Origin of the sequence: Mycobacterium dioxanotrophicus (genome assembly GCF_002157835.1) — a bacterium.
In the GTDB taxonomy this organism is placed as follows: Bacteria; Actinomycetota; Actinomycetes; order Mycobacteriales; family Mycobacteriaceae; genus Mycobacterium; species Mycobacterium dioxanotrophicus.
The window spans coordinates 4,984,036-5,010,007 of the sequence record NZ_CP020809.1 but is presented as its reverse complement, the minus strand read 5'-3'; the positions used below and the strand labels follow the sequence as shown (position 1 = coordinate 5,010,007).

The 25,972-nt window shown below is 66.6% G+C and carries 25 protein-coding genes; 15 read left to right on the top strand and 10 right to left on the bottom strand.

Annotation, left to right across the window (positions count from 1 at the left end):
- Positions 1 to 45: 45 nt before the first annotated feature.
- The 4 genes from BTO20_RS24450 to BTO20_RS24435 are packed head-to-tail and all read left to right on the top strand — an operon-like array spanning position 46 to position 4,481.
- A complete protein-coding gene (locus BTO20_RS24450; protein ID WP_087078658.1) occupies positions 46 to 1,575 on the top strand; it encodes a bifunctional 3-(3-hydroxy-phenyl)propionate/3-hydroxycinnamic acid hydroxylase in 1,530 nt (509 codons plus the stop codon).
- Complete coding sequence (locus BTO20_RS24445) at positions 1,572 to 2,441, top strand: alpha/beta fold hydrolase (protein ID WP_087078657.1); 870 nt, start codon at positions 1,572 to 1,574, stop codon at positions 2,439 to 2,441. The genes BTO20_RS24450 and BTO20_RS24445 overlap by 4 nt, the downstream gene beginning before the upstream one ends.
- Positions 2,438 to 3,436, top strand: a complete 999-nt coding sequence (locus BTO20_RS24440) for a VOC family protein (protein ID WP_087078656.1) — start codon at positions 2,438 to 2,440, stop codon at positions 3,434 to 3,436. Before BTO20_RS24445 ends, BTO20_RS24440 begins: the two co-directional genes overlap by 4 nt.
- 13 nt (positions 3,437 to 3,449) lie before the next feature.
- Entirely contained in the window at positions 3,450 to 4,481 is a 1,032-nt protein-coding gene (locus tag BTO20_RS24435) for an amidohydrolase family protein (protein ID WP_087078655.1), read from the top strand.
- 16 nt (positions 4,482 to 4,497) lie between these two features.
- Here the strand turns inward: BTO20_RS24435 and BTO20_RS24430 are convergent, their stop codons facing one another.
- Together BTO20_RS24430 and BTO20_RS24425 are read right to left on the bottom strand one after the other, a co-directional pair.
- Positions 4,498 to 5,634 (bottom strand): acyl-CoA dehydrogenase family protein, encoded by a 1,137-nt coding sequence (locus BTO20_RS24430; protein WP_087078654.1) that lies wholly within the window; start codon positions 5,632 to 5,634, stop codon positions 4,498 to 4,500.
- Positions 5,635 to 6,867: an acyl-CoA dehydrogenase family protein gene (locus BTO20_RS24425; protein ID WP_087078653.1), complete on the bottom strand. Its 1,233-nt coding sequence runs from the start codon at positions 6,865 to 6,867 to the stop codon at positions 5,635 to 5,637.
- Positions 6,868 to 7,065: 198 nt separating this feature from the next.
- Here BTO20_RS24425 and BTO20_RS24420 point away from each other — a divergent pair, with 198 nt between their 5' ends.
- Complete coding sequence (locus tag BTO20_RS24420; RefSeq protein WP_198344048.1) at positions 7,066 to 7,428, top strand: PAS domain S-box protein; 363 nt, start codon at positions 7,066 to 7,068, stop codon at positions 7,426 to 7,428.
- Positions 7,429 to 7,433: 5 nt separating this feature from the next.
- Here BTO20_RS24420 and BTO20_RS24415 read toward each other — a convergent pair whose 3' ends face one another.
- Together BTO20_RS24415 and BTO20_RS24410 are read right to left on the bottom strand one after the other, a co-directional pair.
- Positions 7,434 to 8,093: a TetR/AcrR family transcriptional regulator gene (locus BTO20_RS24415; protein WP_087078651.1), complete on the bottom strand. Its 660-nt coding sequence runs from the start codon at positions 8,091 to 8,093 to the stop codon at positions 7,434 to 7,436.
- Positions 8,094 to 8,104: 11 nt separating this feature from the next.
- Positions 8,105 to 8,815 (bottom strand): TetR/AcrR family transcriptional regulator, encoded by a 711-nt coding sequence (locus BTO20_RS24410; protein ID WP_087078650.1) that lies wholly within the window; start codon positions 8,813 to 8,815, stop codon positions 8,105 to 8,107.
- A gap of 496 nt (positions 8,816 to 9,311) precedes the next feature.
- Between BTO20_RS24410 and BTO20_RS24405 the strand changes: the two genes are divergently transcribed.
- A complete protein-coding gene (locus BTO20_RS24405) occupies positions 9,312 to 10,190 on the top strand; it encodes a hypothetical protein (RefSeq protein ID WP_087078649.1) in 879 nt (292 codons plus the stop codon).
- Here BTO20_RS24405 and BTO20_RS24400 read toward each other — a convergent pair.
- From BTO20_RS24400 to BTO20_RS24390, 3 genes are read right to left on the bottom strand one after another with little or no spacing between them, the layout of a single operon-like run.
- Positions 10,140 to 12,014, bottom strand: a complete 1,875-nt coding sequence (locus tag BTO20_RS24400; RefSeq protein ID WP_408632124.1) for a putative bifunctional diguanylate cyclase/phosphodiesterase — start codon at positions 12,012 to 12,014, stop codon at positions 10,140 to 10,142. The two genes, BTO20_RS24405 and BTO20_RS24400, sit on opposite strands and share 51 nt — an antisense overlap.
- Positions 12,007 to 14,145, bottom strand: coding sequence for an Rv1355c family protein (locus BTO20_RS24395; protein WP_087078648.1), 2,139 nt, complete (start codon positions 14,143 to 14,145; stop codon positions 12,007 to 12,009). The genes BTO20_RS24400 and BTO20_RS24395 overlap by 8 nt, the downstream gene beginning before the upstream one ends.
- Positions 14,142 to 14,894 carry a hypothetical protein gene (locus BTO20_RS24390; RefSeq protein ID WP_087078647.1) on the bottom strand — a complete coding sequence of 251 codons (753 nt, stop codon included), beginning with the start codon at positions 14,892 to 14,894 and terminating at the stop codon, positions 14,142 to 14,144. Before BTO20_RS24390 ends, BTO20_RS24395 begins: the two co-directional genes overlap by 4 nt.
- 420 nt (positions 14,895 to 15,314) lie before the next feature.
- On the opposite strand from BTO20_RS24390, the gene purU reads away from it, so the two are divergent.
- Both purU and BTO20_RS24380 read left to right on the top strand, forming a co-directional pair.
- A complete protein-coding gene (gene purU, locus BTO20_RS24385) occupies positions 15,315 to 16,208 on the top strand; it encodes a formyltetrahydrofolate deformylase (RefSeq protein WP_087078646.1) in 894 nt (297 codons plus the stop codon).
- Positions 16,209 to 16,241: 33 nt separating this feature from the next.
- Positions 16,242 to 16,694, top strand: coding sequence for a MaoC family dehydratase (locus BTO20_RS24380; protein ID WP_087078645.1), 453 nt, complete (start codon positions 16,242 to 16,244; stop codon positions 16,692 to 16,694).
- A 79-nt stretch (positions 16,695 to 16,773) separates the two neighbouring features.
- On the opposite strand, the gene BTO20_RS24375 is transcribed toward BTO20_RS24380, so the two are convergent.
- Positions 16,774 to 17,676: an aldo/keto reductase gene (locus BTO20_RS24375; RefSeq protein ID WP_087078644.1), complete on the bottom strand. Its 903-nt coding sequence runs from the start codon at positions 17,674 to 17,676 to the stop codon at positions 16,774 to 16,776.
- Positions 17,677 to 17,758: 82 nt separating this feature from the next.
- Between BTO20_RS24375 and BTO20_RS24370 the strand changes: the two genes are divergently transcribed.
- Positions 17,759 to 18,310: a TetR/AcrR family transcriptional regulator gene (locus BTO20_RS24370; protein ID WP_087078643.1), complete on the top strand. Its 552-nt coding sequence runs from the start codon at positions 17,759 to 17,761 to the stop codon at positions 18,308 to 18,310.
- Between the two features lie 87 nt (positions 18,311 to 18,397).
- On the opposite strand, the gene BTO20_RS24365 is transcribed toward BTO20_RS24370, so the two are convergent.
- A complete protein-coding gene (locus tag BTO20_RS24365) occupies positions 18,398 to 19,219 on the bottom strand; it encodes a mycofactocin-coupled SDR family oxidoreductase (RefSeq protein WP_087078642.1) in 822 nt (273 codons plus the stop codon).
- A gap of 9 nt (positions 19,220 to 19,228) precedes the next feature.
- Positions 19,229 to 20,416: an acyl-CoA dehydrogenase family protein gene (locus tag BTO20_RS24360; RefSeq protein WP_087078641.1), complete on the bottom strand. Its 1,188-nt coding sequence runs from the start codon at positions 20,414 to 20,416 to the stop codon at positions 19,229 to 19,231.
- Positions 20,417 to 20,474: 58 nt separating this feature from the next.
- Between BTO20_RS24360 and fabG the strand changes: the two genes are divergently transcribed.
- The 6 genes from fabG to BTO20_RS24330 all read left to right on the top strand — a co-directional run bounded on the left by fabG (position 20,475) and on the right by BTO20_RS24330 (position 25,962).
- Positions 20,475 to 21,269, top strand: coding sequence for a 3-oxoacyl-ACP reductase FabG (gene fabG, locus BTO20_RS24355; RefSeq protein ID WP_198344047.1), 795 nt, complete (start codon positions 20,475 to 20,477; stop codon positions 21,267 to 21,269).
- Complete coding sequence (locus BTO20_RS24350; RefSeq protein ID WP_087078640.1) at positions 21,266 to 22,486, top strand: acetyl-CoA C-acetyltransferase; 1,221 nt, start codon at positions 21,266 to 21,268, stop codon at positions 22,484 to 22,486. The genes fabG and BTO20_RS24350 overlap by 4 nt, the downstream gene beginning before the upstream one ends.
- The gene (locus BTO20_RS24345; protein WP_087078639.1) at positions 22,483 to 23,676 is read left to right on the top strand and encodes an acyl-CoA dehydrogenase family protein; all 1,194 of its coding nucleotides are present in this window, start codon (positions 22,483 to 22,485) and stop codon (positions 23,674 to 23,676) included. Before BTO20_RS24350 ends, BTO20_RS24345 begins: the two co-directional genes overlap by 4 nt.
- Before the next feature lie 3 nt (positions 23,677 to 23,679).
- Positions 23,680 to 24,348 (top strand): GntR family transcriptional regulator, encoded by a 669-nt coding sequence (locus tag BTO20_RS24340; RefSeq protein WP_087078638.1) that lies wholly within the window; start codon positions 23,680 to 23,682, stop codon positions 24,346 to 24,348.
- A gap of 23 nt (positions 24,349 to 24,371) precedes the next feature.
- The gene (locus tag BTO20_RS24335; RefSeq protein WP_087078637.1) at positions 24,372 to 25,559 is read left to right on the top strand and encodes a CaiB/BaiF CoA transferase family protein; all 1,188 of its coding nucleotides are present in this window, start codon (positions 24,372 to 24,374) and stop codon (positions 25,557 to 25,559) included.
- 103 nt (positions 25,560 to 25,662) lie between these two features.
- Entirely contained in the window at positions 25,663 to 25,962 is a 300-nt protein-coding gene (locus BTO20_RS24330; protein ID WP_087078636.1) for a hypothetical protein, read from the top strand.
- Positions 25,963 to 25,972: the final 10 nt, after the last annotated feature.

Below are 25,972 nucleotides of genomic sequence, written 5' to 3'. Positions count from 1 at the left end.
ACCGTAGTGATCACTACAGAACAAGCTCTCCGAGAGAGGCGATCAGTGACCAGTGCAGACATCTATGACGTAGCGGTGGTCGGCTATGGGCCGACTGGTGCCACCGCGGCCAATCTGCTGGGGCAGCTTGGATTGAAAGTGGTTGTGATCGAGCGTGATCCGGACATCTACAACCGCGCCCGCGCCATCTCGACCGATGAAGAGGTGATGCGGGTGTGGCAGTCGGTAGGCCTGGCCGCGCGCATGCAGCGCGACATGCTGCCCGGCCGACCGCTGGCGTTCGTCGACGCCGACGGACGAGCCTTCATCGAAACCGTCATCACAGGACGCGGCTGCGGCCATCCGTCACAGCAGTTCCTGTACCAACCCGCCGTCGACGAGGTGTTGCGCGAGGGGGTGGCGCGATTCGCCAACGTCGACGTGCTGCTGGAGCGCGAATGCCTGCGGGTCGCCAACCGCGAAGACCATGTCGAACTCCTGCTGGGTGATCTGCGCACCGACACCTTCACACGACTGCGCGCGTCCTACGTCATCGCCGCCGACGGCGGATCGTCACCGACGCGTGGACTGCTCGGGGTCGGCTACAGCGGCCGCACCTACGCCGAACGTTGGGTCGTCATCGACACCAAGGTGCTGCGGGAGTGGGATGCCCACGACCGCTTGCGGTTCCACTGCAACCCCGAGCGGCCCACCGTGGACTGCCCGACGCCGCTCGGTCATCACCGGTGGGAGTTCCCGGTCGGGCCAGGGGAGGACGAGCACGAGCTCGTCACCGACGAAGCGGTGTGGCGGGTGCTGCGGGCTCAGGGCATCACGCCTGAGCATGTCGAGATCCTGCGCGCGGTGGTCTACAGTCACCACGTCCGCGTCGCCGATCGGTGGCGGGTCGGCCGGGTGTTCCTGGCGGGGGACGCCGCGCATGCCATGCCGCCATGGATCGGTCAGGGCATGTCCGCAGGCGTGCGCGATGCGGCCAACCTGTGCTGGAAGCTGGCCGGAGTGCTCCGCGGCGAGGTCGCCGAATCGATCCTGAATTCGTATGAGGCCGAACGCAAACCGCACGTGACCGAAGTGACCCGACGTGCGGTGGTCGTCGGCCGTGTGATCACCGAACGCCGCCCGGTAGTGGCGGCGTTCCGCAATCACGTGCTCCGGGCGCTGACGAAGGTGCCCGGTGTTCTCGCCGCCGGACAGCGGCGGTTCTGGATTCCGGAGGCCCGCTACGGCGACGGATTCTTCGCCGCCATGCCCAACCCCGCCGTTGGCAGGCAGATCCCGCAACCGACCGTCACGCACGACGGGGTGGCGATGCCCCTCGACGACCTCCTCGGCGGGACATGGGCGCTGGTCTACACGGGCGCCCTGCCCGCCGGTGCGCGGACGTGGCAACAGATCGGTCTTCAGGCCCGCCGAATCTCCGAGCCTGGCCTGACGCGGTGGCTGCGCGATCACGGCGCCCACGCGGCGGTGCTCCGGCCAGACGGATTCATCTATGCCGCAGCCGGACTCGGCGAATCACTACCCAATCCACCGGCGGGACTGACCCTGCACAACTTGACTGGAGCCCACGCATGACCATCACCCTCACCGAACATATCGTCCGGGTTGCCGACAAAGACATCTTCTTCGCCGAGGCCGGCGCGGGACCCGCTGTCGTCATGCTGCACGGCGGCGGGCCCGGCGCCTCCGGCGTCACGAACTACTCCCGCAACATCGACGCCCTGTCCCAGCACTACCGGGTGATCGTGCCGGACATGCCCGGCTACGGGAGATCCGACAAGCGCATCGACAAGAGCGACCCGTTCGGCTATCTCGGTGACGCCATCCGGGGCCTGCTCGACGAACTCGACATCGACACAGCGCATCTCGTCGGCAATTCCTACGGTGGTGCGGCGGCCCTGCGGCTGGCGCTGGACACGCCGCACCGCGTCGGCAAGCTCGTCCTGATGGGTCCGGGAGGCATCGGCACCACCCGCATGCTGCCCACCGCCGGGCTCAACAGCCTGCTGTCCTACTACGGCGGCACCGGGCCCAGCCGCGACAAGCTGGCCGCCTTCATCCGTAACTACCTTGTCCACGACGCTGATTCGGTCCCCGACGAGCTGATCGACGTACGCTACCGGGCATCGATCGATCCCGAGGTGGTGGCGAACCCACCTCTGAGCCGCCCGTCCGGTCCGCTGGCACTGCGTACCCTGTGGCGCATGGACCTGACCCGCGACCCGCGGTTGGCGACCTTGCAGACACCGACCCTCGTGCTGTGGGGTCGCGACGACAAGGTCAACCGCCCGGCCGGGGGCCCGCTACTGCTCAACACGATGCCGAGCGCCGAACTGGTGATGACCAGTCGCACCGGCCACTGGCTGCAGTGGGAGCGGGCCGAGTTCTTCAACCGAATCGTGTCCGAATTCCTCTCCGACGGATCGGTGCTCGCGTCATGAACATCTTCGGTCAACTGCGCCTGGGCTATCTGGTTGTCGAGACCGAGCGATTCAGCGACTGGCGACGCTTCGGTCGCGACGCCATCGGCATGCACCTCGACGACACCGTCCCGTGCGTCATGCGATTTCGCCTGGACGACAACGCCTGCCGGTTCCTGCTGCAGCGTGGGCCGTCCGAGGATGTCACGGCCATCGGCTGGCAGGTCGACGACCACGCCACCTTCGACGAGATCCTGGCCCGGGTGACAGGTCACGGCGTTCGAGTGGCCGAGGGGACGTCCGAGGAGGCCGCGCTACGCGGAGTCGAACGACTGGTACGCCTGCCGGGCCCCAACGGTCTGAGCCAGGAGATCTTCACCAGTCCTTGTGCCGCAGCTGAACCCCCAGCCCTCGCGGTGCGCGGCGGGTTCGTCACCGGCGAGTACGGCATGGGACACGTCGCGCTCACGGCGAAGGACCCGCATCGGGTGCGTGGCTACTACGAGACCGTCTTCGACGCTCGGCTGTCCGACTACATCGACGAGACGATCAGCGGTGTCAAGTTCAAGATCAGGTTCCTGCGGGTCAACTCCCGGCACCATTCGGTGGCCATCGCCGCGGTGAACCGCCTGCCCATCAACCCGATTCGCACCCGGGTGCAGCACCTCAACATTCAGGTCGCCGACCTCAACGACCTGACGCGGTCCTACCAACGCGTCAAAGCGCTCGGTTTCGACATGGCGCTCGGAGTAGGGCAGCACACCAACGACCGGGAACTGTCCTACTACGCGGTGACGCCGTCTGGATTCGAATGGGAGGTGGGCTGGAACCCGATCGTGGTCGATGAATCCACGTGGGAGCCCACCACGTATCAGGGCATCAGCATCTGGGGCCATACGCCGGAAGGGCAGAGCATCATCGACAAGCTCGCCCAGTTCAAGGTCGGTGCGCTCTCGCTGGCGCACCGAGAAGACGTCGTGCCGGCGCTGGCCGGCGCAGGCATACCCGACAACTGAGAAGAGACCAGACATGCGCCGCATCGACACCCACCACCACATGATCCCCGCGGACTACCGAAAAGCACTGCAAAAAGCGGGAATCGACGAAGCAGGTGGCCGGGCTGTGCCGGACTGGAGCGCCGAGGCGTCGCTGGAGACGATGGCCGAGCTCGGCGTCGCGACCGCGATCCTGTCGGTGTCCACGCCCGGTACGACGTTCCTGCCCGCGGCTGCCGACGCCGCCGCGCTGGCGCGCGACCTCAACGACTTCGGCGCCGACCTGGCCGCGGCCCACCCGGACAGGTTCGGCTTCTTCGCGACCGTGCCCATGCCGCACCTCGCGGAATCGGTCACCGAAGCGGTCCGTGCGCTTGATGATCTGCACGCCGACGGGATCGTCCTGCTGGCCAACAGCTCCGGCACGTATCTCGGTCAGGACGGGCAGGACGAGCTGTGGGCCGCGCTGGACACGCGGTCGGCGGTGGTCTTCATCCATCCGGCCGACCTGCCCGGTCCGGTGGTCACCGGTGTCGCGCCGTTCGCCGCGGACTTCCTGCTCGACACCACGCGGGCCGCCTATCTGTTGGTGCGTAACGGGATCCGGCGCAGGTATCCGAACATCCGTTTCATCCTCAGCCACGCGGGGGGCTTCGTGCCCTATGCGTCGCACCGCATGGCGGTGGCGATCACGGGTGACACGGGTGCCAGCCCGGCCGACAGCCTCGACGACTTCGCCGGCTTCTACTTCGACACCGCACTGTCGTCGAGCGCCGCCGCCTTGCCGACGCTGCTGGCGTTCGCCAAGCCCGGGCACGTCACGTTCGGATCGGACTGGCCGTTCGCGCCCGTCGCGGCAGGCAAGCTGTTCGCCGCGGGTCTGGAGACCTACGGTGCTCTGGACGCCGCCGGACGTGCGGCCATCGACCGGGGCAACGCGCTGGCCCTGTTTCCCCGCCTCGGAACCGCACCTGAGCTGCCGGCACCCACACCACTGGAGCAGATCCGCCACACCGTCAGCCGGGCCGTCATGCGCGGTGTCGCGCGGATGATGCAGCCCGGCTGATCCGACGTCCCCGCCGCTACGGTCGAGTCAACTCCGCATATCGACTCACGTGCGCGTCGGTCGATCCGAACTCGTACTGAACGGCGGTGAGCCGCTTGAAATAATGGCCGATCGCCAGCTCTTCGGTCATGCCCATGCCGCCGTGCAGCTGCACCGCGTTCTGGCCGACGAACCGGGCTGCGCGGCCGATCGTGGCCTTGGCCGCCGACACCGCCTTGGCCCTGCCTGCCGCGTCGGAGTCGAGATGCAACACCGCGAGGTACACCGCGGCCGCGGCCTGCTCGACCTCCATGTGCATGTCCACCATGCGGTGCTGCAGGGCCTGGAAACTGCCGATCGCCGTGCCGAATTGGTGCCGCTGCTTGCAGTACTCGACGGTGTCGGCGAGGACCTTGCGCATGGCGCCGACGGCTTCCGCGCATACGGCGGCAGCGCCCTCGTCACGGGCCTGCTGCAGGGACGGCCACGCCCGGCCCGCTTCTCCGAGCAGCGCGTCTGCCGGAAGCCGCAGGTTCTCCAGCATCAGGTCGGCGGCCCGCCGATCGTCGACGGTGCGGTACGGGTGAATGGTGAGACCCGCTGGAGGTGAGGCGATCTGGACCAGGAACAGCGAAACCCCGTCGGTATCGGCGGGTTCACCCGACGTGCGTGCGGTGATCAGCAGATGCGTCGCCAGCGAAGCGTTGAGAACCATCGCCTTGCTGCCGTCGAGCACCCAGTCGTCGCCCTCACGGCGTGCGGTGGTGGCGACCTCACCCCAGTTGTCCCCGGAGGCCGGCTCACCGGCAGCGAGCGCCACGACGGCGCCGCCGTCGACGATGTCGGCCAGCAGCTGCCCGGCCCCGCCGGCGCGGTGCAGCAGTCCACCGGCCACCACCACGGTGTCGACGAACGGTTCGATCACCAGCGCGTGGCCCAGTGCTTCGGCGATGAGCATGGCCTCGACCGGTCCGCCGCCGCTGCCGCCGGCATCCTCGGGGAGCGTGGCGCCCAGGATGCCGAGCTCGTCGGCGAAGGCACGCCAGATCTCTGGCTGCCAACCCGGTCCGGTCTTGGCGGCAGCCCGGCTCGAGGTGAGGTCGTAGCGGCTGCACAGGAACTTGGTCAGTCCCTCGCGCAGCAGTTCCTGCTCGTTGGTCAGATTGAAGTCCATCTACAGCCCCAATTCCGCTTTGGCGAGGATGTTCCGCTGAATTTCGTTGCTGCCGGCGTAGATTGAGCCGGCCCGGTCGTTGAAGTAGCGCAGCGGGGCCACCGCCTGCCAGGCCTGGCCACTGACATACCCATCGACCGGCGGTACGAAGTCGGCCACCGGACCGCCCGGGCGCGTGGCATGCGGCTGGTAGGCGCGCCCACGCGGCCCGGCCGCCTCCATCGACAGTTCGGTCAACGTCTGGCTCAATTCCGTACCGAGGATCTTCAGCATCGACGACGCCGTTCCCGGATTCCGGCCTTCGGACACTGCCGCCAGCACCCGGTATTCGAGGATCTCCAGCACATCGGTGCGGATGCGGGCCTCGGCGAGCTTGCGGCTGAACGCGGCGTTGTCGATGAGGCGGCCGCCGGCAGGTCCGGGCTGTTCGGTGGCGACCGTCGCGATCTCCTCGGCGAGCACCTGCAGCGCCGGAGCCGACGCGCCGCCTCCGCGCTCGAATTCCAGCAGGTACTTGGCGACGGTCCAGCCATCGTCGATGGCACCGACGACGTTGCCCTTCGGCACCCGGACGTCGTCGAAGAAGACCTGGTTCTGGACCTCCTCACCGGAAGTCATGACCAGGGGCCGGATCTCGATGCCGGGTGTGGTCATGTCGATCAGCACGAACGTGATGCCCTGCTGCTTCTTCGCGCCGCGCGTGGTGCGGACCAGTGCAAACATCCAGTTCGCCTCGCGGGCGTGGGTGGTCCAGATCTTGCTCCCGGTGCACACCAGGTGGTCGCCATCGTCGACGGCGGCCATGGACAGGGCGGCCAGGTCCGAGCCGGCCTCGGGCTCGGAGTAGCCCTGGCAGAAGAACACCTCGCCGGTGAGGATGCGCGGCAGGAAGTAGTCCTTCTGGGCCGTGGTGCCGAACTTGATGATCGCGTGGGCGACCATGCGGATACCCATCGGTGACAGCGACGGCGCTCCGGCGAGCGTGGATTCCCTGCTGAAGATGTAGTGCTGGGTCAAGCTCCAGTCACAGCCTCCGTACTCCACGGGCCACGCCGGAGCCGCCCAGCCGTGCTGGTGCAGGACGCGCTGCCAGGCCATGCTGGCGTCATGGTCGGCGTAGACGCTGGTCATCAGCCGCCCCGCCTGCCGAAGATCGTCGGTCAGATTCTCTGCGAGGAAGTCGCGCACCTCGTCGCGAAATTCCTGGTCGGTCGTAGACCACTTCAGGTCCATGCGTGCCCCTGTCTGCCGGTGTCGCCCCTCACAGAGTAAACCTAGTTAGTTAAGTGGTGCGTGTTGCCCCTGCGCGCGAGACGCCGGCGGGCGCCTCCATGCTGTGAGCTGCACAGCTGCGCTGGTACCAAGCTGGTGCATCGGGCAATAATTGAGGACGTGGAGCGGCGTCGGAGCGAGCAGGACACCCGATCTCCGATGACTACCTTGCAGCAAATGCCGGCGTTGGTCGTCTTGGAGCGGTTCCCCGTTCCGGTGCTCGCAATCGCCGAGGACGGCAGCATTCTCTTCGCTAACAGTGCATTCGCCGAAATGGTCGGTCACAGCGCCGAATCAGTGAAGGCGCTGAAGTTTGCCGAGATCTTTCATTCGCTGCCCGATGACGAGTCCGCGGTGTCGGTCGTGCGGGCCAACGCCGAGCTGGTCGTCGACCTCGTGCACCGGGACCGCTCGATCGTGCGCGCTCGGATGAGCAAGTCCGCGCTGCTGCGTGGGGACGATCCAGTGGCGCTGGCGGCGTTCCACGATCTCACCGAGCAGTTATGGGTGGAGGAACTCTAGGCGCGCTACGCACCGCCGACCATCGGCGATCGGCGCAGCGACTCGCGCGCGAGGAACTCACGGAAGTATTCGAGTGACCCGTCGTCGACCATCGCGGGTAGCAGCAGCTCCCACGTGCGCGCCATGCGTTCCCGCAGGTCATCGCCGATCCCCGTGGCGCGCGACAGCGCTTCGGCACCCAGCATCGAACCCAGGATCACCTCCGCGGCGCTCTTGGGGTCGACGTCGCTGCGGAGGTCACCTTCGGCGGCGGCGTGGCCGACCTGCTCGACGAGGTCGTCGAGCCAGCTCCCGTAGACCCGGCCGGCCGCGTCATTGAGGCCGCTGAAGGTCCGCAGTAGCTGCATGCCGATCCAGGCCAGCTTGTCGGCCGCGGTGAAATCGGTCACCACGAACATCCCGTGGATCAGGTTCTCCAGTGCGGGTGAGGACGATCCGGTGATGGTGCGGAATGTCGCCAACATGCGGGTGCCTGCCTCCTCGATGATGGCCTCGGCCAGAGCCTCCTTGGCGTCGAAGTGGTAGTAGAACGCGCCTTTGGTCAGCTCGGCGCGTTCAATGATATCGCCCAATCCTGTTGCTGGATAACCAGTTTCGGTGAACTGATCGACGGCGGCGTCGATGATCTTTCTGCGGGTTACCTCCGACCGGGCCTGGCGTGCCATGTCGCGCTTCCTCAGGCCGGCCCGGTGGCCGGGTCGGCGTTGTGGCGAGGCCCGGCGGGTTTGATGGGTGCGGCCTTCTTGAGCGCCACCGTGGTGCGACGCCTGATGAACTGGGCCAGGTAGCCGAGTCGGTCCGGGTTGGCCAAGCCGGGCAGCACCAATTTCCAGGCCCGCTCGAGGTCGGTGAGGAACCGTTGGGGGTCGTCCAGATCGCTGGTCTGGCGGATGCCCAGCTGCATCGATACCAGCAGCATCGCCGCCACCTGCGGATCGGTGCCGTCGGTGAAATCGCCCTCGTCGACCGCGCGCCGGACGATCGTGGCGTACCCGGAGATCCAGGGTGCTAGGACCTGCGGTCCTAGCCTGTCGGTGCGTCCGATGGATTCCAACAGGTTCCCGGCCGCTCGGGACATCGTGTCGCCGATGTCGTCGACGGCCAGCTGGTACGAGATGTCGACCAAGGTCTCCATCGCGGACAGATTGCGGGCGAGCACCTCGTTGACGCGTTCGCGGGCACGTTCGGCGCGGTTGTCGATGATGGATGACGCGAGCGCGTACTTGGACCTGAAATGGAAGTACAGCGCCCCTTTGGTGACTGCCGCGTCGGCAAGGATGTCGTCAAGGCTCACCGCGCTGTAGGGCTTGTGCGCGAACTGGCGCGCCGCGGCCTGCAGGATCTGAAGCCGTGTGACGTCGGCTCGCCGGTCGAGCTGCTCAGTCACCAGGACACCCCAAAATCTCCACGGCTGCGTGATCGGACGAGGCATCGGGCGCCGTCCGGCGCGTGCACCGGAATTGTTTCATTCGGTTTCCTCGGACACGAACACCCCGGCGGCTGGGCTCGTCCGTCCACTCGCCAACTGAGATACTCGAAGTCATCGTCACGCGTGCAAATCATTCTAAAGGTATGTAGGGTGCTTAGCGTGATAACTGTTGGTTCGCAGTCGGCGGACCACGCAGCCCTGCTGGGTGTCACCCGCCGACGGTCGCCGATGGTTATCGTGGAGACGTTGCCATAGCCTGTGCTGGCTATCCCCCTCGAATCCCGGTGCGGGCTGTGGCAACCTCCTCGACGGTTCACCGACGCAACGTCGAAGAGCCGGCAAACACACTGAAAATGATCTGTTGAGTACTGTTGATCGCGCACCGATCAGTACCGGCGCGTCTGGGCTGGCGGGCCGCGTGCTGCCGGAGCTGGCAAACTAGAGGTATCGGTAGATGATGTGGGACGACGAATTTGACGTCGTTTGCTGTGGTTCAGGCTCCGGGGTGCTGGCGTGCGCCATCGCCGCGGCCGACGCCGAACTGGACGTGCTGCTTGCGCAACCCCGGGCCGAGAGCCGACACGATGCCGACGCCCCGCTGCTGGGTCCCGGCATCGAAGATCCCGAGACGCGGGAGTACCTCGATGCGCTGTCCGCCGACGTCGGTTCGTTGCCGACCGGGCCGAACGACGTCGAGCTCACCGTCCGGTCTGTGCGCGCTCCCGCGCCGCCCCGGCCCGGGTCCCCGATAGCGCCGTTCTACGGCGCCCGCCTGCGTGACTGGGCCGTCCAATGCCTGCTGTCGCCCTACGGTGTGCTCTACACCCGGCTGACCGACCGGGAGACCAAGGTCATGCAGACGGCCACGGGCGAGGATATCGAGGTGAAGGTCATCGGTTCGGTGCCGTCCGGCGCCGCCGCGGTATCAGCGCTCGACGAATGGCTGACCGCCCAGACCCGGGATCGCGACATTCCGACATACGAGAACAGCGCCCTGGAGCGCATCGTCTTCGAGGAGGACGAGATCGTCGGTGTCGTGCTCGACACCCCTGAAGGCTCACGGGCGGTCCGGGTCCGGCACGGTATCGCCATCGCCGGCCGGCTGAACGGCCCGGCGCGTGGCGCACTGCCGGTCGGCACACCGGACGGCGAGCTTGAGGTGGGGCTGGTCGGGCACAGCGCGAGCCGGTTCGCCCGCGTCGAGCTGCTCGCCACCGACCTCAGCGCAGAGTCGAGCCGCTCGGAGTACTGCAGCTCCGGTCCCGCCCGCGACGGCGGTCGTTCACATGTGCGGCACTGGCGGAAAGCGGACCGGAACCCGCCCCTTGGCTAGCAACTGCTGCATCTCCCGCCCCGAGATCGGCCTGGACAGCAGGAATCCCTGAGCGCGGTAACAGCCGTGCCGAAGCAGCGTGAGCGCCGCGGTTTCGGTCTCGACGCCCTCGGCGACCAGTTGTAGGCCGAAGGCGCCGGCGAGCGCGATGACGGCTCGGACGATCGGCAGGTCGCCGGGGTTGGAACCCAGTTCGGCGACGAAACTCCGGTCGATCTTGAGCGTGTCGACCGGCAGAGATTTCAGCAGGGACAGCGCGCTGTAGCCGGTACCGAAGTCGTCGATCGCCACATGCACGCCCACGTTCTGGAGCCCGAACAAGGTGCGACGCGTGGTCTCGATGTCCTGAACCACGACACTTTCGGTGATCTCCAGGCACACCGAGCCGCGCGGTAGCCCGAATTCGTTCATGATGCTGGCGACCGAGTCGACGAATCCTTCGGTCACCAACTGCACCGGCGAGACGTTGATCCGCAACAGGATGCGCCTGCCCAGGCCGTTGGCGCGCCATCGGGCGAATTCGGCACACGCGTTGCGCAGCACCCATCGACCCAATTCGCCTGCCAGGTTGATGGATTCGGCGACCCCGATGAACGAATCCGGGGCGAGCAGCCCGCGCGTCGGATGCTGCCACCGGACCAACGCCTCGGCCGCGAGCACCTCTCCGGTGCGCATGTCGATCTCGGGCAGGTAATGCAGCACCAGCGATCCGTCCTCGATCACGTTCTGTAGGTGCAGCTCGATGTCGTTGCGGAAATCGATCTCCATGGCCATCACGTCGGAGAACACCGCCACCTGGTTCCCGCCAGCGCTCTTGGCGGTCAGAACCGCCTGGTCGGCGCGGCTGAGCAGATCCGAGGTCGAGTCCCGGCCGGGAATGCCCTCGGCCAGGCCGATACTCACCGTCCGGGTGAGCATCTCGCCGTCGACCGTCACCCGCTCGCGCAACATCGCCTGCAGTCGATAGGCCAGCGCTTCTGCGTCGTCGGCCGACATCGGTGCGGCCGGCACCACGACGAACTCGTCACCGCCGAGGCGTGCGATCAGTTTGGGCTCGTCGTCGCCCTCCTCGAGACGCTGCGCAAGGACTCTGATGAACGCATCCCCGGCGGTGTGGCCGAGATAGTCGTTGATGGCCTTGAGCCGGTCCAGATCGAGGAACATCACCGACACGGGGCCTGGTTGACCGGGCGCGAGCCGGTCATCGAGATGAGCGAGCAACGCCCGGCGGTTGTACAACCCGGTGAGGTGGTCGTGGTCGGCCAGGTAGCGCAGGCGCTCCTCGGCGGCGATGCGGGCCTGCACCTGGGCGAACAACGAGGCGATCGCCTGCAGCGCGTTGAGTTCCTCGGGCAGCCATTCGCGGTCACCGAACTTGACGAAGCCGAGCACGCCGGTGGTGACCTCGCCCGACAGCAATGGCACCGACGCCATCGAGGTACTCGGAACCTGACGGCCCGCCTCGATGGTGCGCTGGTAATCGTCGGTGGCGGGTTCTGGGCGGAACACCGCCGGCTCTTTGAGATTCTCGGCCATGGCGAACACCGGGTCGGCGTCGGCGAACCGGACGACCGCGATCGGATCGGTCGGCGCGTCCACCGGCCGCGGCGGCCACTCGGCGACCAGTTTCGTGGTGTGGGCCAGGTGATCGTTGTGCCGCAGGAAGCTCACATCGACGTCGAAGTAGGACACCAGATCTGCCAGCACCTGCTGGCTGACCGCCGCGGCGGTGGCGGCGTTGACGGCCATCAGCTGAGTGGCCACCGACGTGACGACCAGTTCCAGACTGCGTGGCACACCAACCTCCGGAGTCACCTCAGCCATGGAGCGGCTCATGGACCAGCGGCAGCGGCCTGCGGCGGCTGCGTACCGTTGGGCGTGGCGCATAGAACAGCCTGAGCACCAACGCCTGGGACGCATCGCGTTCGGTCGCCGTCAACTGGCGGAAAGAGTACTGCAGATCGCTCAGCGCCTCGGCATGGTCGGGGGACAGGAGCCGACGCTCGTCGTCGCTGTGCGCGTACAGGAACACCGGCGACACCGGCTGTACCGCCACTCCGCATTGCTGAGCGGTGACCCATAGCGCCTGCACCGCTGACCCGGCCTTGGCGTAGTCGGTCAACCGTCGGCCCGGGGTCGACACGACCGCGACGGCCGAGCTCGATGTGACTCGCTCGTAGGTGTCGTCCCCGAGCGCCGACCCTGCGTCCCACTCGGCGAGTCTGGCCATCACCTCGGGCCGGCGCAGGATGTCCAGCAGCACCAGATCGGCCGGGTCCAGACCGAGCGACGTCACGTCGAGTCCAGTGTCGGGATCCGGATCTCCGGGCCAGCGCAGTTCGGAGAACATCTCACGATGCAGTGTCGGCGTGAGGTATCGGATCCGGTCCGCCGCGGCGAGAATGCGCGCTGCCCGTTCGATCTCCGGCGTGGTGGTCAGGATGTGCGCCTCGCCGCCTTCGGCCCGTGCCGCGCCCGCCAGGGCGTCGAGGACGTCGCCCGGGATGGTGGCCCCGGATCCGCGCTCGCGGTTGGTCTCGCGCTGCATCATCGGTTCGTACAACTGCGCCAGTGCGGGTGCCTGGCCCGGGGTCAGGGACATGACGCCGAACAGCGGTGATCCTTCGTCACCCCGCTGCCATTCCAGCGCACCGGTGAGATCGTGGGCGGCCGCGGCCACCCGGGCATTGAATGCGGCCGCGCCCAGCGCCACCGCGCTGCCGCGGAAACCGACGTCCATCGCCGTGGTGTATCCGGTCGCCAGCCGCAGATTGAGCCGGTCGGCAGTCCATTCGATCCGCCAGGGCTGGGCATTGCCGCCCGAGGGAGCGCGATTGGCCGCCACAGCGACGGCGGACAGGGGATCGGCAGGTGCCGTGGGTTCGGGTGCCGGCTGTGGTGCGGGCTCATCGATCCGCAGTGTCAACGGGTCGACGATGTCGTCGAGCGCGGCACCGACATCCATCCGGACCCGGCCGGACGCCAGAGGTTCGCCGATGCCGATGCGCCGGACGGCGTCGGCCACCATCGTCGCCCCGAGCTGGACCTCAGCGGTCAACTGCGGCCAGGTGGTCAGGGTCTTGCTCACCTCGACGAGCGAGGCGGCCATTCGTGGCGACAATTCCGCGGCGTCCAGTAAGCGCAGGACGTGGGGAACTTTGTCCTTGCTGGACAGTCCCGCGAGGGCCGCGGTGTCGACCGTGCCGAGCAAGCCATGCATGATCGGCCGCTCGGCGTCCTGATCGAAGCGCTCGACGTCGATGAGGCCCCGGTCGGCGGTGGCCATCAGCACCGGCAGCCGTCGGGCCCGTGCCGCCTCCCGGACGAGGACCTTCGCATCGAGCGAGTCACACTCCTCGACCACCACGTCGAGGCCGTGGAGAAATGCGTCGATGGAGTCGGAGTGCGCACCGCCGCGGTCGATCTGCACGCGCAGGTAGGGATCGAGCTCGGCGATCCTGCGAGCGGCCACCACGGCCTTGTTCAGCCCGAGATCGAACAACGAGGCCGGTACCCGGTTGAGGTTCGCCAATTCCAGTTCATCGAAATCGGTCAGCCGTAGCTCACCGCAGAGCCCTTCGGCGGCAAGCGCGTAGGCGATGGCATGCCCGACGCTCAGCCCGATGACACCGACCCGCAGCTGAGCGAGTTGCCGGTCCTCCTCGGCGCTGATCAGATTGCGGTTGCGGTCCAGGCGCAGCCGCCTGAACCCCAGCGGGCCGAGGATGTGCACGACGCTGCGCCGCCACGGGTAATACGCCCACGACGTGGGTTCGTCCAGGATGTCGGTCCCGGGCAGGGGAGTCAGTTCGCGCAGCGCCTCCTGCTGACGTCGGCAGGTGTCGATGACGGTGATGTGTGGATCCGCGAGCAGGGCCGCCAACGCACCCGACGGATCGTCAGAGCCGATGATGACCGCATTGCCGTCCGCTGACTCGTCGATGGTGTCGATCATTGTCCTGCCGCTGCGGAGGCGTCAACGGCTTCGACGTCGTGCAGCCCGGCCGAGATCCGCTGTACTTCGCCGTAGAACGCCGAAAGCTGTTTGGGCTCAGCATGGTTGGCGAACGTGCGCCGATCCCACCACATCATCTTGGTCTGGTAGCGCTCATCCGGGTACGGGGTTGCGGGGATCTTCGCGGCGAGCACACCGCCGGAGGACAGCCAGCGCTTGAGCACATAGGCCGCGGCGGTGGCCATCGCGAAACCGATGTCCAGGCGCGTCATGAAATGCAGTGGCATGCGGGCCAGGGTGTCCGTCAGCGCCCGGCTCTGGTCGGGGTCGTCGCACACCCACGCGGTCTTCATCTCGACGACGCCGAACGGCAGCCGGTCGTCGATCATCTTGCGCACTGCGCTGAGTCCGGGCTGGCCTGCCCACTCGACGGTGGCATGGCATTCGTCGGTGTGCTGATAGGGGCCTTTGGCTCGCAGACCGCCGACCACCACGCCCGCTTGATTGATGCCTGCGCAGAACAATGCCGTGTCATCACCCGTGCGCAGTGCGTCCATGTCGAGCGCCCGTTCCACGCCATGCTTGCGATAGTTGCGTTGGGCCCCGTTGACGTAGTCGTGCCACAATTCACGTTCCGAACCAGGGGTCGCGATGACGATCGTGCAGTCGCTGCCCGGATCCCACCAACTGTGGGATTGGTCCGCAGACAGGGCGGAACGAGCAGCGACATCGCGCTGGGGAGCGGTCATTGGTGATCCATTTCTTCTGGCAGCCGCACCCCCCGGACCGGTTCGGCTGATTTGTTGTGCGCACCACGGTTGTGCGATTACGCGAGATGAGTATCACGCCGCAGGGACAGGTAATTCCAGCTAGCAGACGAAACTTGTCCAGTAGTGTGTCCATTTCTGCACTCCGGAAGTCCATTTATTTACGGAGGCGTGCAAATTTGGCAAATCATATGGACGATAACGCTACTGGATATTCCTGCTGAATGTTTGTCGAGCAAAGTTTGTGCACTGCCGAGATTCGGCTTCACCATTCTTCGTGTCGGTTCCGGTCAGTTTTGCTGTCTGGACACGAGCCAGTCATACGCACGACGTTTCGGGCGGCGAGGCGATCGTGGTACCCGGGTCGAGCGCCGGGCGGCCACACGGGCGAGAATCTGGAGGGTGACGACTGAGGAGTACCCGAGAGCCAAAACCCTGCCGGTCCGTGATGTGGGCCGGCTCCTGCTGCGTTGTGCGGACCGACCGGGACTGGTGGCAGCCATCAGCAGCTTTCTCACCGGGGCCGGTGCGAACATCGTGTCGCTGGATCAGCATTCGACTGAGCAGACCGGTGGCACCTTCATGCAGCGCACCATTTTCCACCTGCCCGGCTTGACCGCGGCCCGTGAGGAACTGGAGCGCGAGTTCCGGGAGCGCGTGGCCGAGCCGTTCGAGATGGACTTTCGGCTCACCGAGGCCGCCAAGCCAAAACGGGTGGCGCTGATGGCTTCCCGGGAGGATCACTGCCTGCTCGACCTGCTGTGGCGCAACCGCCGCGGTGAGTTGGACATGTCCGTGGTGATGGTCATCTCGAATCACCCGGACCTCGCCGAGCAGGTTCGTGCGTTCGGTGTGCCCTACATCTACGTTCCTGCGACCCGCGACAATCGGGCAGAAGCCGAGCAGCGACTGCTCGAACTCCTGCGCGGCAACGTCGACCTCGTCGTGCTCGCGCGGTACATGCAGATCCTCACGCCGGAGTTCCTCGACGCCATCGGGTGCCCGCTGATCAACATCCACCATTCGTTCCTGCCCGCGTTCATCGGCGCTGCACCGTATCGGCGGGCCAAGGAGCGGGGGGTGAAACTGGTCGGGGCCACAGCGCATTACGTGACGGGCGACCTCGACGAAGGACCGATCATCGAACAGGACGTGGTTCGGGTCGACCATCGCCACGCCGTCGAGGACCTGGCGCGCCTCGGCTCCGATGTCGAGCGGGTGGTGTTGTCGCGGGCGGTGCTGTGGCACTGTGAGGATCGCGTCATCCGGTTCGGGAACCAGACCGTAGTGTTCTGAACGTCGTTCGGGTGCGGTCCGAGAGGAGTTGCGATGAAGGTGTTCAGCGGGCTCGACGAGTTCGTGGCGGCGGCAGGCAGTGAGCTCGGGCCGACCGAGTGGATGGAGATCACTCAGGACCGCGTCAATCTGTTCGCCGACGCGACCGACGATCACCAGTGGATCCACGTCGACCCGGACAAGGCGGCCGCCGGCCCGTTCGGCGGGACCATCGCACACGGTCTGCTCACCCTGTCTCTGCTGCCGCACTTCACTCACGACCTCTACCGTGTCGACAACATCGCGATGGCGATCAACTACGGCTACAACAAGGTTCGCTTCATCACGCCGGTGAAGGTCGGCTCCAGTGTGCGGGCCCGCGCGCGGATCGACGACGTCGCCAAGCTGGACGGTGCCGTGCAGGCGACCGTGACGGTGACCGTGGAGATCGACGGCGTGGCCAAGCCCGCCGCGGTGGCCGAGTCCATCGTCCGATTCATCGGCTGAGGCTTTCCCGGCGAGCAGTCGCTCGGGTACCCGACACGCCGGTGTTCCGGGGCCTTGCTGTCTGCTCGCGCTGGGACTGTCAGGGCGCGTGGGTGGCGCAGTCCGCGATTGCGTCCAGCCGCGAGATCGCCTCGACGGGAAGCGTGATACCGCCGACTGCGACGTTGTCTTTCAGGTGCGCGGCGGACCTCGTGCCCGCGATGAGCAGTGTGTTCGGTGCGTGTGCTAGCAGCCAGGCCAGTCCCACTTGGGCCGTGGAGAGTCCCAGTTCGGCTGCCACCGCACATATTTCGGCATTGTCGGCGACCTTCGGGGCATCCGGAAATGCCGATCCGAGCGGGAAGAACGGGACCCACGCGATGCCCTCGGCAACACAGGCGTCAAGCATCGCCTCCTGTGATCGGTCGAGCACGTTGTAGGCGTTCTGCACGCAGACCACGCCGGCGGGTAGGGCCCGTCGCAACGCTTCGAGCGACACGTTGCTCACGCCGATCCCGCCGATCTTGCCCTGGTCGCGCAGCGTCATCAGTTCGGCGAGTTGATCGTCGAGGTCGACGATCTGACTACCGGTCGCCTGCAGGCCGGGTCCGACGTCCAGGCGCCGCAGGTTCACCACCGGGATCTGATCGAGCTGTAGCTGCGTGAGATCGTCGTGGACCGCAGCGCGCAACTCGGCCGGGCGCTGGGCGGCGACCAGCGGAATGGCGCCGGTGGGGGGGTGCGCCGCGCCGACCTTGCTGACTATCACCAGATCGTCGCGATACGGGGCGAGGGCCTGCCGAATTCGCCGATTCACCTCACCTCCTGCGTAGAACGAGGCGGTATCGATGTGGTTGATGCCGAGTTCGGTCGCTGTGCGCAGTAGGGCCACGGCATCCTCGGTGGGCATCGACTCGTCGAGCTGCATGGCTCCGTAGCCGATCCTGGCCACTGTGTGCTGCCCGATTCGGCCGGTGCCTCCTGGTACTGCGGCGATGGTCATGCTCGCTCCGTTCGTGTGGCATAGTCGCGATATGCGGAGGGACCTCCGCTTCTCACCGTACAGAAACGGAGGACCCTCCGCTATGGTCGATCGGGTCCGCTCGGATGCACGTCGTAATCGAGAGCGCCTGCTGGAGAAGGCGACCGAGGCGTTCGCGAACGCGGACGCTTCAGTGTCGCTGGAGGCGATCGCGCGCGCGGCCGGAGTCGGGATCGGCACGCTGTACAGGCACTTCCCCAGCCGCGAGGCGCTTGTCGAGGCGGTCTATCGCGCGGAACTCGCCGAGGTCTCGGCGACGGCGGGCCGACTGGTCGCGCGTCATCCGCCACCTGTAGCCCTGCGCCGGTGGATGGATCGGTACGCCGGCTTTGTCGCGGCCAAGCAGGGGATGGCGGAGTCGCTACGGGCCATGTTCGAATCCGGCACCGTGGCGCCCGGGGACACTCGCGCCAACATCGTCGGTGCGGTGCAAGCCATCCTGACCGCCGGCGTCGACGACGGCAGTCTGCGCTCCGATGTGCGTGCCGAGGATGTCGTGTCCAGCCTCCTGGGCATCTTCCTCGCCAGCCAATCGCGCGAGCAGGCGGGCAGGCTGCTCGACCTGTTGGTAGACGGCCTGGTCACATCGCGCTGACGGTTCGGCCGTGGTGCGGATGATGCAGTGCCGCCACCTCTCCCGGTCGTATCGCCGTGGCGGCGTTGCGGGTGCCGTTCGCGCCGCTCAGAACTGAGTGGAGCCCAGATCGACGGCGACCCGGCTCGCGGTGACGAACCGGGATTCGTCGCTGGCCAACCAGCAGGCCGCGTCGGCAATGTCCTCGGGCTCGGCGATGAAGTCGGGCAGGAACGGCGTGACCATCTGCATCAGGCCGGGATTGGTCTCGTTGGCCCGGTTGAGCGCGGCCATCATGTCGCCGGTGCCCATCGGGGTGTTGACGGCGCCGGGGTGCAGACTGTTGACGCGGATCTTGTGCTTGCCGAGTTCGGCCGCGAACGCCCGGGCCAGCCCAGTGACGCCGTGCTTGCTGGCCGTGTAGTGCACCATGAACGGCTGCATCTTGATACCTGCCGCGGAGCTGATCAAGATGATCGAGCCGCCGCGCCCACCGTCGATGATGTGCTGGGCCCCCGCCATGACGGTGTTCCAGGTTCCGGTGAGGTTGATGTCGATGACATCGCGGAACGACTCGGGTGTGGTCTCGTTCCAGGCCTCCGGAACCGTGATGCCCGCATTGGCGATGATGATGTCGAGCCTGCCGAACTCCGCCACCCCTTTGTCTACGACGGCCCGCAGCCCCTCCAGATCTCGCGTGTCCACGGCTGCGGCGAGCACTCTTCGGCCCGTGGCCTCGACCAGCCGCACCGTCTCGGCCAGATCGTCCGGCGTGGCGGAATCATAAGGGACACTGGGCGGTAGCGGGCCGGCGATGTCGATGGCGATGATGTCAGCGCCCTCCTTGGCCATCCGGACGGCGTGCGCGCGGCCCTGGCCGCGGGCTGCTCCGGTGATGAAGGCGACTTTTCCGGTGAGCCGATCACTCATCGATGCTCCTTAACGGTTGGTGTTGCGCTGCGCGGCCTTGACCAGACCGCCGCCGATGATGAGACGCTGGATCTCGCTGGTGCCCTCGTAGAGTCGCAGCAACCGGACTTCGCGATAGATGCGCTCCACCGGGACCTCACGCATGTAGCCGGTGCCGCCGTGGATCTGCACTGCGAGATCGGCCACTTTGCCTGCCATTTCGGTACAGAACAGCTTGGCGGCCGACGGCGCGATGCGGCGATCCTCACCCGACACCCACTGGCGGGCGGCATCGCGTACCAACGCCCGGCCCGCCATCACGCCGGTCTGCTGGTCGGCGATCATTGCTTGGACGAGCTGGAAGTTGCCGATCGGCTCGCCGCCCTGCGTGGCCGCGGCGGCGTAGGCCACCGACTCGTCGAGAGCGCGCTGTGCCGAGCCGACGGCCAGGGCGGCGATGTGTACCCGTCCGCGCGCCAGTGAGGTCATCGCGGCCCGGTAACCCACGTCTTCGCTCCCGCCGACCAGGGCGCCGCCCGGAACGCGGACCTCGGTGAAGGTGACATCGGCTGTCCAGGCACCTTCTTGCCCCATCTTGGCGTCCTTCGCCCCGATCTGGACACCAGCCGCGTCGGCCGGTACGAGAAAGACCGCGATGCCCGGTCCGGCATCGTCGGCGGGCCGGGTCCGCGCGAACACCACGAACAGATCGGCCGTCGGGGCATTGGTGATGAAGCGCTTCTGGCCGTCGATCACCCAGTCGTCCCCGTCGCGAATGGCCTTGGTGCGCAATCCCGCCGGGTTCGAACCCGCTCCGGGTTCGGTGAGGGCGAACGATGCGACGACGTCTCCGGAGGCGATGCCTTCGAGCCACTGCGCCTTCTGCTCGTCGGTGCCGAAGCCGACCAGGACCTGGCCGGCGATGCCGTTGTTGGTTCCGAACATCGACCGTAGCGCCAGGGCGGTGTAGCCGAATTCCATTGCCAGTTCGACATCTTGGGCGAGGTTGAGGCCGAGGCCGCCCCACCGCTGCGGTATGGCGTAGCCGAACAGGCCCATCTTCTTGGCCTGGTCACGCAGGTCGTCGGGCACCGTGTCGGTGGCCAGGATCTCGTTCTCGCGGGGCACCACGGCGGTGCGGATGAAGCTGCGGGTCTGCGCCAGGATCTCCTGAAAATCCTCGTCGCCGACTTCTGTGGTGGCCGCAGTGGTGGTCACGGGGCAGCTCCATTTCTTTCACGCGGGAACCCGGGGGCGAGTATTTGCAATATCGTATATGAAATATGATCACTGCCTGAGGCAGCCCCACGAGCGAGAGTTAGGTGATCAGGTGTCATTGCTTACCGGCCAGACTGCGGTGGTGACCGGCGGTGCTCAGGGTCTGGGCCTGGCCATCGCGCGGCGCTTCGTCGACGAGGGGGCCCGGGTGGTGCTCGGTGATCTCAACCTGGAGGCGACCGAGGCAGCGGCCGCCCAGCTCGGCGGTCCCGACGTCGCCACCGCCGTACGCTGCGACGTCACCTCGGGCGCCGAGGTCGAAGCCCTGGTGCAAGCCGCCGTGGAGCGGTTCGGCGGTCTGGACATCATGGTCAACAACGCGGGCATCACCCGTGACGCGACCTTGCGCAAGATGACCGAGGACCAGTTCGATCAGGTCATCGCCGTGCACCTCAAAGGCACCTGGAATGGCACCAAGTCGGCCGCGGCGATCATGCGGGAGAACAAGCGCGGCGCGATCGTGAACATGTCGTCGATCTCCGGCAAGGTCGGCCTGATCGGCCAGACCAACTATTCGGCGGCCAAGGCAGGCATCGTCGGCATGACGAAGGCCGCTGCCAAGGAACTGGCCCACGTCGGGGTGCGGGTCAACGCGATTCAGCCCGGCTTGATCCGCTCGGCGATGACCGAGGCCATGCCGCAACGTATTTGGGACCAGAAGCTGGCCGAGGTGCCGATGGGCCGCGCAGGCGAGCCTGACGAGGTCGCCAAGGTCGCGCTGTTCCTGGCCAGTGATCTGTCGTCGTACATGACCGGCACAGTGCTCGAGGTGACCGGCGGGCGATACGTGTGAGCACGCGCGACGCCGTCATCTGCGAACCGGTTCGCACGCCGATCGGGCGCTATGGCGGCATGTTCGCCTCGCTGTCCGCCGTCGAACTCGGCGTGGCGGCGCTCAAGGGTCTGCTGGAACGCACCGGCGTTGCCCGAGAGTTGGTGCAGGACGTGATCCTGGGCCATTGCTATCCGAACAGCGACGCCCCCGCGATCGGCCGTGTCGTGGCACTGGATGCGGGTCTGCCGGTGACCGTTCCGGGCATGCAGGTCGACCGGCGCTGCGGGTCGGGTCTGCAGGCTGTGATCCAGGCGTGCCTGCAGGTGCGCAGCGGTGACAACGAGCTCGTCGTGGCCGGTGGCACCGAGAGCATGAGCAACGTCGCGTTCTACTCCACCGACATGCGGTGGGGCGGATCCCGCGGTGGAGTGCAGATCCACGACGGGCTCGCGCGGGGACGTACCACCGCGGGTGGGCAGTTCTATCCGGTGCCCGGCGGCATGCTGGAGACGGCCGAGAACCTACGTCGTGAGTACGGCATCACGCGGGCCGAGCAGGACGAGCTCGCGGTGCGGTCGCATCAGCGGGCGGTGGCCGCGCAGACCGACGGCGTACTGGCCGACGAGATCATTCCGGTCACTGTCCGCTCGCGCAAAGGTGAGACCGTGATCGACACCGATGAGCACCCGCGCGCCGACACCACGGTCGAAGCCCTGGCCACGCTCAAACCCGTTCTGCTCAAGCAAGATCCGGATGCCACTGTCACAGCCGGGAACTCCAGCGGTCAGAACGATGCTGCGTCGATGTGCATCGTCACCACCCCGGACAAGGCGACCGAACTCGGCCTGCGGCCACTCGTGCGCATGGTGTCCTGGGGCGCGGCGGGCGTCGCTCCCCACGTCATGGGTATCGGCCCGGTGCCCGCCACCGAGGCGGCGCTGGCCAAGGCCGATCTGCAGCTGAGCGATATCGACCTCATCGAACTCAACGAAGCCTTCGCCGCCCAGGCGCTCGCGGTGATGAAGGAATGGAAATTCGGGGCGGCTGACCGGGACCGCACCAATGTGCGGGGCTCGGGGATCTCGCTGGGCCATCCTGTCGGGGCCACCGGGGGCCGGATGCTCGCGACACTCGCGCGCGAACTGCAGCGACGCGACGCGCGCTACGGCCTGGAGACCATGTGCATCGGCGGCGGGCAGGGGCTGGCCGCCGTGTTCGAAAGGGTGGCACCGTGACCAGACTTGCGCAAACCCTGGGACTCACCGAGTTCCAGACCGAGATCGTCTCGACCGTGCGGCAATTCGTCGACAAGCAAGTCATCCCCACCGCCCAGGAGTTGGAGCATTCCGATACCTACCCGCAGGCCATCGTCGATCAGATGAAAGAGATGGGCCTCTTCGGGCTGATGATCCCCGAGGAGTACGGCGGCCTCGGTGAATCGCTGCTCACGTATGCGCTGTGCGTCGAGGAGCTGGCCCGCGGGTGGATGAGCGTGTCCGGGGTGATCAACACCCACTTCATCGTGGCCTACATGATCCGGCAGCACGGCACCGACACTCAGAAGCAGAAGTTCCTGCCGCGCATGGCCACCGGGGAAACGCGTGGCGCGTTCTCGATGTCCGAACCCGAGCTGGGCTCCGACGTCGCCGCGATCCGTACCCGCGCCGCCAAGCAGAGCAACGGCGACTACATCATCGACGGCCAGAAAATGTGGCTCACCAACGGCGGCAGTTCGACGCTGGTGGCCGCGCTGGTGCGCACCGACGAAGGCGCGGACAAGCCACACCGCAACCTCACCACATTCCTGGTTGAGAAGCCCACCGGTTTCGGCGAAGTCGTTGCCGGGCTGACCATCCCGGGCAAGCTCGACAAGCTCGGCTACAAGGGTATCGACACCACCGAGCTGATCTTCGACGGCTACCGCGCCGCTGCCGACGATGTTCTCGGTGGCGTCACCGGCCGAGGCTTCTTCCAGATGATGGACGGCGTCGAGGTCGGCCGCGTCAACGTGTCCGCGCGCGCCTGCGGCGTCGGTATCCGCGCCTTCGAACTCGCCGTGCGCTACGCACAGCAGCGACAGACCTTCGGTAGGCCGATCGCCGAGCATCAGGCCGTTGCATTCCAATTGGCAGAGATGGCAACCAAAGTCGAGGCCGCTCACCTGATGATGGTCAATGCCGCGCGGCTCAAGGACTCCGGGGAGCGCAACGATGTGGCCGCGGGGATGGCCAAGTACCTGGCCAGTGAGTTCTGCGCGGAGGTAACGCAGCAGAGTTTCCGCATTCACGGTGGCTACGGCTACTCCAAGGAGTACGAGATCGAGCGGTTGATGCGCGACGCGCCGTTCCTGCTGATCGGCGAAGGCACCAGCGAGATCCAGAAGAACATCATCAGCAAGCGGCTGCTGGCCGACTATCGGATCTGAGCCGTGACCATACCCGATTTCGCCTCGCGCCCACAGCTTGCCGAAGATGTCGCCCGTCTCATCCGCCGGCGGATCTTCGACGGCACGTACCCGTCGGGAAAGTTCATCCGCCTCGAGCAGCTCGCGGCGGAACTCGGTATCAGCGTCACGCCCGTGCGCGAAGCGCTGTTCGGTCTGCGCGCCGAGGGGCTGCTCACCCAACAACCCCGGCGCGGATTCCTGGTGCTGCCGGTCACCCGTCGGGACATCGACGATGTGGCGGGTGTGCAGGCGCACATCGGCGGCCAGCTGGCCGCCCGTGCGGCCGGCCAGATCACCGACGGTCAGCTCGACGAACTCGACCGGATCCAGCGGGAGCTGGAGGACGCGTACACACACAACGATCATGAGCGGGCCGTCCGGCTCAACCACGCCTTCCATCGGGGCGTGAACCGCGCGGCCGATTCGCCGAAGCTCGCGCAGTTGATGTCCCAAATCACCCGCTACGCCTTGGAATCGGTCTACCCCACAGTGGAAGGCTGGCCTGAGCAGTCCACCCACGATCACCGTCGGATACTGGCCGCCCTCAAGGCGCGCGATGGGGATTCGGCCCGCGACGCCATGGCCGAGCATCTGTGCGCGGCGTCCAAGCCGCTCAGCGATCACCTGGAGCGCATGGGCGTCTTGGAGTAGCGGTACGAGAGGAAGGTGAGTGTATGCCAGGCGTTCTCGACGGGATTCGGGTTCTCGACTACGGCCGGTTCATCGCGGCGCCATGGTGCAGCGCGATCCTGGCGGACATGGGCGCCGACGTGTTGCGGGTGGAGAAGCGCGAGGGCGGCGAGGACCGCTGGGTGCAGGCCGTCACCGAAAGCGGCGAGGGCGGCACGTTTCTGCAGTGCAATCGCAACAAGCGTTCGCTCACCCTGGATTCGACGACGCCCGACGGTGCGGAGATCACCCGGCGCCTGGTGGCCCGGTCCGACATTGTCGTCGCCAACATGCCTGCGGCGGGCATGCGGGCCAGCGGTCTGGACTACCAATCGCTCAAAGCGGTCAAGCCGGACATCATCCTGGCCAGCGCCACCGCCTACGGCGAAGGCGGCCCGTACAGCGACAAGATCGGGTTCGACGGGGCCGGCCAGGTGATGTCCGGCGCGGTCTATCGGCAGGGTCTGCCGGACCTCCCGATCCGAACTGTGGTGCCGTACGCGGACTTCGGGACAGCGTTGACGCTGACGATCGGGGTGATGATGGCGCTCTATCACCGGGACCGGACGGGTGAAGGGCAGCACGTCGAGGGTGCGCTGTTGCCGACCGCGCTCATGTTGTCCAACGCGTTTTTGATCGAGCGGGAACTGCTGCAGGTCGACAAACCCAGGATGGGCAACCGGGGCGCCTCGGTGGCGCCGTGCGACCTCTACCGCACCGCCGACGAACAGTGGGTGTTGCTGCAGGTCGCCGGGCAGCCGATGTTCAAACGGTGGTGCCGGCTGGTCGGACGGGACGAGCTGTTCGACGACCCGCGCTTCGCCGATGACGACACCAGGTGGGCCAACGGGGACATCCTCAACGACATCATGGCCGACTGGTGTGCCGACAAGTCCAAGGCCGAGGTGCTGACGCTGTTGGAAGCGGCCAAAATGCCTGCGGCGCCGCTGCATTCGACCCAAGATGTGCTCGACGACCCCCATGTGCAGGCCATGGGCTACCTGCATCGGATGCCGTTTCCAGGTGCTGCGTGTGACGTCCCGATCATCGAAACACCATTCCGGATGTCGGCGACGCCGGGATCGATCCGTCGCCGTGCGCCGTTGCTCGGCGAGCACACCGACGACGTGCTCGGTGAGATCGGCTATGACGCAGCGCGAATCGCCGAGCTGCGGGCCAACTCCGTCGTGTGAATCCGCGGGTCGCGGGCAAGTCGAGTAGCGGACTACTCGTGCTGCCCACAGGGCGGGTGGATATTTTTCAGTGAGCCCGCAGTTATCACCCAGGGAGGATGCCATGTGTTGTGGCGACGACGAGATTGTCGGTCCGACGGTCGATGTCGAGTTCTTCACCGAAGTCTGGAAAGCGTTCGACAAGTACCCCGACGCCCGTCAGAAGTATTCGATCAGCACGCTGCCACTGCAAGCGAAGCGGCTCGGCGTCAATCTGCAAACCGATGAAGCGGTCACGCGGTACGACGGTGACCGCATCATCACGGAGTTCGAGCCGCGGCAAGCTCGCCGCGCCCACCACATGTGTTGCGAATGGTCCGAACCGCACCACTGGGGATCATGTGTGCGGTGGTGTCAGGAGTGATGCCACATAA

What these genes read in the sequence shown, in the direction of transcription:
- BTO20_RS24445 (WP_087078657.1), top strand. Translation starts at nt 1,572, where the DNA reads ATGACCATCACCCTCACCGAACATATCGTCCGGGTTGCCGACAAAGAC.
- BTO20_RS24440 (WP_087078656.1), top strand. Translation starts at nt 2,438, where the DNA reads ATGAACATCTTCGGTCAACTGCGCCTGGGCTATCTGGTTGTCGAGACC.
- BTO20_RS24435 (WP_087078655.1), top strand. Translation starts at nt 3,450, where the DNA reads ATGCGCCGCATCGACACCCACCACCACATGATCCCCGCGGACTACCGA.
- BTO20_RS24430 (WP_087078654.1), bottom strand. Translation starts at nt 5,634, where the DNA reads ATGGACTTCAATCTGACCAACGAGCAGGAACTGCTGCGCGAGGGACTG.
- BTO20_RS24425 (WP_087078653.1), bottom strand. Translation starts at nt 6,867, where the DNA reads ATGGACCTGAAGTGGTCTACGACCGACCAGGAATTTCGCGACGAGGTG.
- BTO20_RS24420 (WP_198344048.1), top strand. Translation starts at nt 7,066, where the DNA reads ATGACTACCTTGCAGCAAATGCCGGCGTTGGTCGTCTTGGAGCGGTTC.
- BTO20_RS24415 (WP_087078651.1), bottom strand. Translation starts at nt 8,093, where the DNA reads ATGGCACGCCAGGCCCGGTCGGAGGTAACCCGCAGAAAGATCATCGAC.
- BTO20_RS24405 (WP_087078649.1), top strand. Translation starts at nt 9,312, where the DNA reads ATGATGTGGGACGACGAATTTGACGTCGTTTGCTGTGGTTCAGGCTCC.
- BTO20_RS24400 (WP_408632124.1), bottom strand. Translation starts at nt 12,014, where the DNA reads ATGGCTGAGGTGACTCCGGAGGTTGGTGTGCCACGCAGTCTGGAACTG.
- BTO20_RS24395 (WP_087078648.1), bottom strand. Translation starts at nt 14,145, where the DNA reads ATGATCGACACCATCGACGAGTCAGCGGACGGCAATGCGGTCATCATC.
- BTO20_RS24390 (WP_087078647.1), bottom strand. Translation starts at nt 14,894, where the DNA reads ATGACCGCTCCCCAGCGCGATGTCGCTGCTCGTTCCGCCCTGTCTGCG.
- BTO20_RS24380 (WP_087078645.1), top strand. Translation starts at nt 16,242, where the DNA reads ATGAAGGTGTTCAGCGGGCTCGACGAGTTCGTGGCGGCGGCAGGCAGT.
- BTO20_RS24375 (WP_087078644.1), bottom strand. Translation starts at nt 17,676, where the DNA reads ATGACCATCGCCGCAGTACCAGGAGGCACCGGCCGAATCGGGCAGCAC.
- BTO20_RS24370 (WP_087078643.1), top strand. Translation starts at nt 17,759, where the DNA reads ATGGTCGATCGGGTCCGCTCGGATGCACGTCGTAATCGAGAGCGCCTG.
- BTO20_RS24365 (WP_087078642.1), bottom strand. Translation starts at nt 19,219, where the DNA reads ATGAGTGATCGGCTCACCGGAAAAGTCGCCTTCATCACCGGAGCAGCC.
- fabG (WP_198344047.1), top strand. Translation starts at nt 20,475, where the DNA reads ATGAAATATGATCACTGCCTGAGGCAGCCCCACGAGCGAGAGTTAGGT.
- BTO20_RS24335 (WP_087078637.1), top strand. Translation starts at nt 24,372, where the DNA reads ATGCCAGGCGTTCTCGACGGGATTCGGGTTCTCGACTACGGCCGGTTC.
- BTO20_RS24330 (WP_087078636.1), top strand. Translation starts at nt 25,663, where the DNA reads ATGTGTTGTGGCGACGACGAGATTGTCGGTCCGACGGTCGATGTCGAG.